Annotated in this window: 6 protein-coding genes and 2 pseudogenes; 4 read left to right on the forward strand and 4 right to left on the reverse strand. The window is 73.7% G+C overall.

Annotated features, from left to right (window positions below):
- Positions 1–224, forward strand: a pseudogene (locus NBZ85_RS25460) (hypothetical protein); the annotation flags it as partial.
- Here the strand turns inward: NBZ85_RS25460 and purQ are convergent.
- The 3 genes from purQ to NBZ85_RS25475 form a co-directional block, all read right to left on the reverse strand.
- A complete protein-coding gene (gene purQ, locus NBZ85_RS25465; RefSeq protein ID WP_261559459.1) occupies positions 211–921 on the reverse strand; it encodes a phosphoribosylformylglycinamidine synthase subunit PurQ in 711 nt (236 codons plus the stop codon). The pseudogene NBZ85_RS25460 and the gene purQ sit on opposite strands and share 14 nt — an antisense overlap.
- A gap of 64 nt (positions 922–985) precedes the next feature.
- Positions 986–1,528, reverse strand: a complete 543-nt coding sequence (locus NBZ85_RS25470) for an ATP-binding protein (RefSeq protein ID WP_261559460.1) — start codon at positions 1,526–1,528, stop codon at positions 986–988.
- 82 nt (positions 1,529–1,610) lie between these two features.
- Positions 1,611–2,570, reverse strand: coding sequence for an NAD(P)/FAD-dependent oxidoreductase (locus NBZ85_RS25475; protein WP_261562732.1), 960 nt, complete (start codon positions 2,568–2,570; stop codon positions 1,611–1,613).
- Between the two features lie 395 nt (positions 2,571–2,965).
- Here NBZ85_RS25475 and NBZ85_RS25480 point away from each other — a divergent pair, with 395 nt between their 5' ends.
- Positions 2,966–4,093, forward strand: a complete 1,128-nt coding sequence (locus tag NBZ85_RS25480) for a DUF5926 family protein (RefSeq protein ID WP_261559462.1) — start codon at positions 2,966–2,968, stop codon at positions 4,091–4,093.
- A 72-nt stretch (positions 4,094–4,165) separates the two neighbouring features.
- A complete protein-coding gene (locus NBZ85_RS25485) occupies positions 4,166–5,422 on the forward strand; it encodes a geranylgeranyl reductase family protein (RefSeq protein ID WP_261562733.1) in 1,257 nt (418 codons plus the stop codon).
- An 85-nt stretch (positions 5,423–5,507) separates the two neighbouring features.
- Here the strand turns inward: NBZ85_RS25485 and NBZ85_RS25490 are convergent, their stop codons facing one another.
- Entirely contained in the window at positions 5,508–6,359 is an 852-nt protein-coding gene (locus NBZ85_RS25490) for a MinD/ParA family ATP-binding protein (protein WP_261562734.1), read from the reverse strand.
- Between the two features lie 64 nt (positions 6,360–6,423).
- Here NBZ85_RS25490 and NBZ85_RS25495 point away from each other — a divergent pair.
- A pseudogene (locus tag NBZ85_RS25495) lies at positions 6,424–6,709 on the forward strand (hypothetical protein); the annotation flags it as partial.

Genomic DNA, 6,709 nt, shown 5'->3' on the forward strand with positions numbered 1-6,709 from the left:
GGATCGAGGTGGGGGCGTCCCTGCGGGAGGCGCTGTCCGCGCTGCTGGCGCAGGACAGCGGCACGCTCGACGTCTACGCCGCCGGCACGTTGGCGGGCGTGCTCACCCCGGCGGCACTGCACGCGGCGCTGCGCCGGTCGGTGGCGCGGGACGACCAGCCCGCCGCCGAGTCCGAGGAGGCCGCCGAGTCCGAGGAGGCCGCCGGGCCGGTCAGGCGCGGGTGAGCAGGCCGGTCAGCACCGACGTGAACATGCGCAGCCCGTCCAGGCCCGAGCCGGTCAGCTCGTCGACGGCGTGCTCCGGGTGGGGCATGAGGCCCATGACCGTGCGCTCGGCGTTGCAGACGCCGGCGATGTCGTCGGCCGAGCCGTTGGGGTTGCCGCCGAGGTAGCGCAGCACGATCCGGTCCTGCGCGGCCAGCTCGGCAAGCACCTCGGGGCTCGCCACGAAGCGGCCGTCGCCATGCTTGACCGGGATGACGATCTCCTCGCCGGGCTGGTAGTTCCGCGTCCACGCCGTGGCCGTTGTCTCGACCCGCAGCCGCTGGTCGCGGCAGACGAAGTGCAGCCCGGCGTTGCGGGTCAGCGCGCCCGGCAGCAGGCCGGCCTCGCACAGCACCTGGAAGCCGTTGCAGATGCCCAGCGTGGGAAGGCCGTCGGCGGCCGCGGCCACAATGGCCGCGACCATCGGGGAAAACCGGGCGATCGCACCGGCGCGCAGGTAGTCCCCGTAGGAGAAGCCGCCGGGCAGGATGACGGCGTCGACCCCGGCGAGATCATCGTCCCCGTGCCAGAGCGCGACCGGCTCGGCGCCGGCGGACCGCACGGCGAGGGCCGCGTCCCGATCGTCGAGTGAACCCGGGAAGGTGACGACCCCGATCCGGGCCGTCGTCGTGGTCGCGTCGGTCCCCACCGCATCCATGCCCGGCATCCACCCAGCTCCCACTCGCCCGTCCACTGCCGTCAGCGTAGCGGGCGAGGCGGCGTCAGACCGGTTCGTCGGCGGCCTTCGGCGGCCGGGTGGTGCCCCACGGCCCGGTCGTCCTGCGCGCCCGGCTCAACTGCGCCCCCGGGGCGCTCTCCTCCCAGTCGAGCATCTTCTCCAGGTGCACGCGGGTACCCCGGTGGGGTCCCTCCACCCGGTGGAACTGGACGTGATCCATGAGCGCCCGCATCAGAAAGATCCCCCGACCCTGCTCCGGGACGTTCTCCGGTGCCACACCGTCCAGGTTCGGGTGTACCGTCCGTTCCGATTCGAACAAGCCTTCGAAGGCGCCGTCCGGGCCGTCGCCGCGATCGCTCACCTCGATGACGGCGACCTCGTTGTCGACGCCCACCGATACCTCGTATTCGTCTTCAGCCTGGGCATGAAGAAGAACGTTCGCACATGCCTCTGTCAACGCAAGCTCAACGTCGTCGACGCATTCCTGGGATACCCCGAGAACCTTTAGAGACTGCGTACAGATTCGGCGAACCACGGGTATGGAGATCTCATCGCGAGGCAACGACAGGCTGAGTTTGATCTCCATGTCGGCAGGTGTACCCCCCTCGGGCAACGTCAATCGAACCTGCTAGACCAACGTTTGCGGAAGTGCGTCACACCGTCGCCGGTCAGCGGAGTCGCTCGGCGATCGCCCGGCCCAACCCGGTGCCCGAGAGCCAGGCATTCTCGATCTTCGGGCGGCCCCACCCGTCGCCCGCCAGGCCGATTCGATTGTCGGACAAGTGGAACGACTCCTCGTGCGGGCGGTCCGGCCGGGCGAACGCCCACCGCTGGACGTGCACCCACCGCGGCTGTTCCGGGATGGCAAGCAGCCGTCGCAGCGACGCGATCAGCGCGGGTCCCGCCGCCGGCGGCTCGGCCAGTCGCGGCCGGGCGAACCCGGCGGTCGAGTGCGCCACCAGGACGGGCGCGTTGTCGCCGCGGCGGCGACCGTCGTCGGCGATCCACTCGATCGTGTCGTCGTCGTGGACGAAGGCGCCGTCCATCGGTGCCCAGCAGCGGTGCGACCAGCCCGCGAGCAGCGCCAGCGCGGGCGACCAGGACCGGTCGGCGACCAGGGCCCGCTCCTCGGCGAAGGCCTCGTCGAGATGGCGCAGCGCCTGCGGGTCGGGCATGGCCAGCACCACCGCGTCCGCCGGCTCCCCGTCGACGAACGGGCCCGGGGTGATCCGGGCGATCGGGGCGGACTGCGCCACGCTGACCCCGGCCCGGGACGCGAGGTCCGCGACCAGCGACCGCAGCCCGCGGGGCGCGGCGTAGCGCAGCGGCCCCGGTCCGGCGGCGGCCAACGTCCCACTCGGTCCGTCGAGCACCGAAATCCGCCGGGTCCACGGGCGGGCCATCCCCCGGGCCATCCAGTCGTCCACGACCTCGGCGAACTCGGGCGAGGTGACGGTGAAGTAGGAAGCGCCGGAGTCCACGATCCGCGCGTCAATCCACCGCGAGGCCATCCGGCCACCGATCACCCGGCCGCGGTCCCGGACCTCCACCGTGATTCCCTTTGCTTGCAGCGCATTGGCGCAGGCGATTCCCGCAATTCCCCCGCCGGCGACGACGACCTTTGCCACCAATCCCCCCGTTGACTCGACGTCGATGCCGGCCGGCGCGCGTCAAACCACCATTCCTCACCCCGGGACGCCGTTTTCGTGCCGATCCCGTGGCCCGACCGGGCGGCTGCACGCGAGCCGGGCGCGGCGATCATCTCCGCGCCTGCGCCAGGGGCGACCCGGCGGGCAGGCACCATCATCGTGCCTGTCATTACCACCCCCGGTGTGCGGCCGGCGTCGACCCGGCGGGACAACCCCCAGAATGGTTGGGGGTTATCCCTGAATGCCCCCGCGGGGTGCGGCCGCGGCGCCCGGCGTCCTCGCCTCGCGCGGCCCATGGCCTAGCCTTACCCCGAATCCAGCCGTACCCAGCCGATGTCCACGACCGTGCGTGACGGTCATGACCCCAGGAGCCCGTGATCGCACGTCGACCTGCATCCCAGCGTCCGGGTAACCGTCCCTCCCACGTCGCGACCGGCGCGACCGGCGCGACCGGCGTAGTCGGGCCGCGCGAGCCGTGCCCCTGCGGCTCCGGGCGCCGCTACAAGGCGTGCCACGGCGAGCGGACCAGGCCGGCTCCGGTGCTACGGCCCTTCCTCGGCCGCCGCGACGAGCCCGACCTGGTCGCGTTGCGTGAGTTGGTGCCGAGCGCGACCGCCCCGCTGATCCTCGTGGCCGACCACCTCGCCAAGCATCCCGAGCATGCCGACCGACGCATCACGCTCTGCACGATGCTGCCGCAGGCGGCGCCGGCGCTGGTCCGGGAGGACGGGGAGATCCTCGTCGCCATGCAGACCGCGCTGCCCGGGTTGGACGCGTCCCGCGACATCGCCGGGGCGCTGCTCGCCGCCCTCGACGCCGAACCGGGCAACGTGATGGACGCCCCGGCCGCCTCGTCCCCGCGCCTGGTCGAGCAGCGGCCGGACGGGCTGGCCGGGCTGCCCCGGCTCACCGATCTGCTCGATCCCGCCCCCCTGGAGATCACCGTCCACTCCGGCTTCGGCTGGTGGCTGCCGTCATCGGACGACGACAGCGGGCCCAATCAGGAGGTGGCGGCGATGCTGGAACGCGCCAACGCCACCGTGGTGCCCACGGTGCGGCTGTCCGCCGTGCCGGCCGCCTACTGGTGCCACCCCAGTGACAGGTGGCATCTGCGTTGGGCGCTGCCGCTGGCCGCACCGGCCGGAACCGTCACGGATGCGCCCGCGGCGGCTTCGGCCGCCGCCGCCGACGACGACGACCACGCCGCCGACGACGACGTCGCCCGTTCGGAGGAGGCGTTGCTGGACGCCCTCGCCCGGTTGGCCGCGGCGGAGCGGCTCACCGTCGGTCCGGGATCTCGGTTCGTCGGCTTCTTCCGAGCCGACGGCCTCGCCGTACCGGTCTGGGATCTCGCCGCGGACACCGAGGCGGAGCGTTGCGAGGAGCCGGCCGCCGCGCTGCGGCTTGCCTACCGGGCGGCACTCGCGGACCCCACGCCGCTCAACGCGCAGGAGCGCCGGGTCCGGGCCGGCCTCGTCGGCCGCAGCCTCACCCTGCGCTGACACGGGTCGGGGCCATCGAACGGCCCCCATGAGGAGCCGGGCACCGTCCGGTGGATCGGGTGCAGGCGGGCGATGGCCCGACAGGGAGGGATTGCGGTGGGCGCGATCGACACGCCGGACAGCATTTTCGACGTCATCGTCGTCGGGGCGGGCCCCGCCGGGGGCAGCGCGGCGCGGGCGGCGGCGGCCGCCGGGGCCCGCGTCTGCGTCCTCGAACGGTCGTCGATGCCGCGGTACAAGACCTGCGGCGGCGGGCTGGTGGGCCTGTCGACCGATCATGTCGGCATCGACCTGGCGGGCCTCGTCCGTGCCACGGTCAGCTCGCTGACCATGACCTGGGACGGTCGGTACACGGTCAGCCGGGGCCGGACGGACGCCCGGCCCTGGCTTTCCATGGTGATGCGGACCGACCTGGACGCCGCGCTGCTGGCCGCGGCCCAGGCGGCCGGGGCGATCGTGCGCACCGGCGTGCAGGTGCTGGGCCTGCTCGAGTCGGGTGGCGACCCGGCGGACCGGCAGGCAGGCGCCGTGGCGCCCGGGGCGGACGACGACTGGGTGACCGTGCGGGTGCGCGGTGGCGCCGACCTGCGGGCCCGCGTCGTCATCGGGGCGGACGGCGCCTCGGGACGCTGCGGCACCCACGTCGGAGTCCGGTGCGATCAGGTCGACGTCGGCCTGGAGGGCGAGTTCGTCGTCGACGCCGCCCTCGCCGACCGGTGGGCCGGCCGCCTGCTGATCGACTGGGGCCCGGTGCCCGGCTCCTACGGCTGGCTGTTTCCCAAGGGGCGGGTGCTGACCGTGGGGGTGATCGGCGACCGGGCCCAGGGCGCCGCCCTACGCGGGTACTACGAGCGGTTCGTCGAGCGGCTCGGGCTCACCGCGGCCCCGCGCCAGCACGATTCCGGTCACCTCACCCGGGTCCGGGCCGTCGACTCTCCGTTGCGCCGTGGCCGGGTCCTCGTCGCCGGGGACGCCGCCGGCCTGCTCGACCCGTGGACCCGGGAGGGCATCTCGTTCGCGCTGCGCTCGGGCCGGCTCGCCGGGGAGGCGGCCGCGGGCGCGGTCGGCGCCCCTGGTGCCGCCGGGTCCGTCGGTTCGGCCGCCCTGGATGCCTACCCTGACCGCGTCGAGGCGGTTCTGGGCCCGGAGATGGCGGCGGGTCGGAAGGTGCTCGGCGCGTTCACCCGGCGACCCGGGGTGATGCACGCGCTTATGTCGGGCCCGGGCACCTTCGGTCTGTTCACCCGGCTCATCGAGGGTCGCACGACGGTCGCCCACCAGCTGCGGCGCCCCGGCGTCCGAGCGGCGGTGGCGGCGCTGAGCCGCTGAGCCGGGCGTCGGCCGGACGGGCTGGGTGTCCGGGCGGGTGCCCGCCCCGCCGGGCCGCGGAGGCCGGGTGCCCTGGGACAGCGGCTCAGTGGGGGCGGCTGCCGCGCTCCTCGCCGAAGCGCTCGGCCACGGCGCCCGCGATCTCCCGGTACGCCGTCTGGGTCTCTCGCTTCAGGTCCGACAGCACGATCCGCCCACCGTCGGCCAGGTGCGGGTCGAAGGGGACCTGCACCACCCGCCGGGTCCGCGCCTCGAAGTGATGGGCGAGGGCGTCGACGTCGACCCGTTCGCCCTGCGTCGGAAACATCGAGATCACCGCGACCGCCTCGCGGACGTGCTCGGCGTACCCGTGCGCGTCCAGCCAGTCCAGAGTGGCGCTCGCGCTGGTGCCGCCGTCCGCGGTCGCGCTGCTCACGATCACAAGCGTGTCGGCGAGCTGCAGCACCCCGTGCATGGCGCTGTGCAGGATGCCCGTTCCGCAGTCGGTCAGCAGGATCGAGTAATGCCGCTGGAGCAGATCATCCACGGCTCGGTAGTCCTCGGCGCCGAAGGTGTCGGACAGCTCCGGGTCGTTGGCCGAGGCCAGCACCTCCAGCCGGGAGTCGGCCTGGGACAGGTACCTACGGACGTCCACGTAGCGGTGCAGGCGGTGTGCATCCTCCAGCAGCTCCCGCACGGTGTGCGCGGAGGTACGCGGCACCTTGGAGCCGAGTGTGCCGCGGTCGGGGTTGGCGTCGATCGCCACCACTCGATCGCCACGCAGGCTGGCCAGGGTCGAACCGACCGCCACAGTGGTCGTGGTCTTGCCGACCCCGCCCTTGAGGGACAGGACCGCGATGCGGTGGCAGTCCAGCAACGGGGTGCGGATTCGGGCGGTCTGCCGGCGATCGCGGACCTCGTCGGGCGACGGCCCGGGGTTCACCGCGCCGGCAGACACCTGGTAGACGAGCTTGCGCCAGCCGCGGGACGCCGTCTGCGGCGGCGGGGGCAGCAGCGCGCTGGTGAGCAGCCCGTCGGACGCCGACCGGCAGCGCTCTGCGCGGGGTACCGGATCCGGCCGTCACCGCGGCGCCCGTAACGACCACGAGTCCCGCCAGGACGGCGGGCCACGGCCGAGCGGCGGAGCGCGCCTCGGCCGTGGATCACGGCAGGATTACGACCCCTACCCGGATGACGGGCCATCGCTCTCCGCCGATCCGTACGTCCCGTATCCGGACGGCAACACCCGTGTCGACCACACCCGGCGACCGCCGGCGAACGGATCCGAACCGTACCCGGCCGAGGACC

Origin of the sequence: Frankia tisae, assembly GCF_025403405.1 — a bacterium.
Lineage (GTDB): Bacteria > Actinomycetota > Actinomycetes > Frankiales > Frankiaceae > Frankia > Frankia tisai.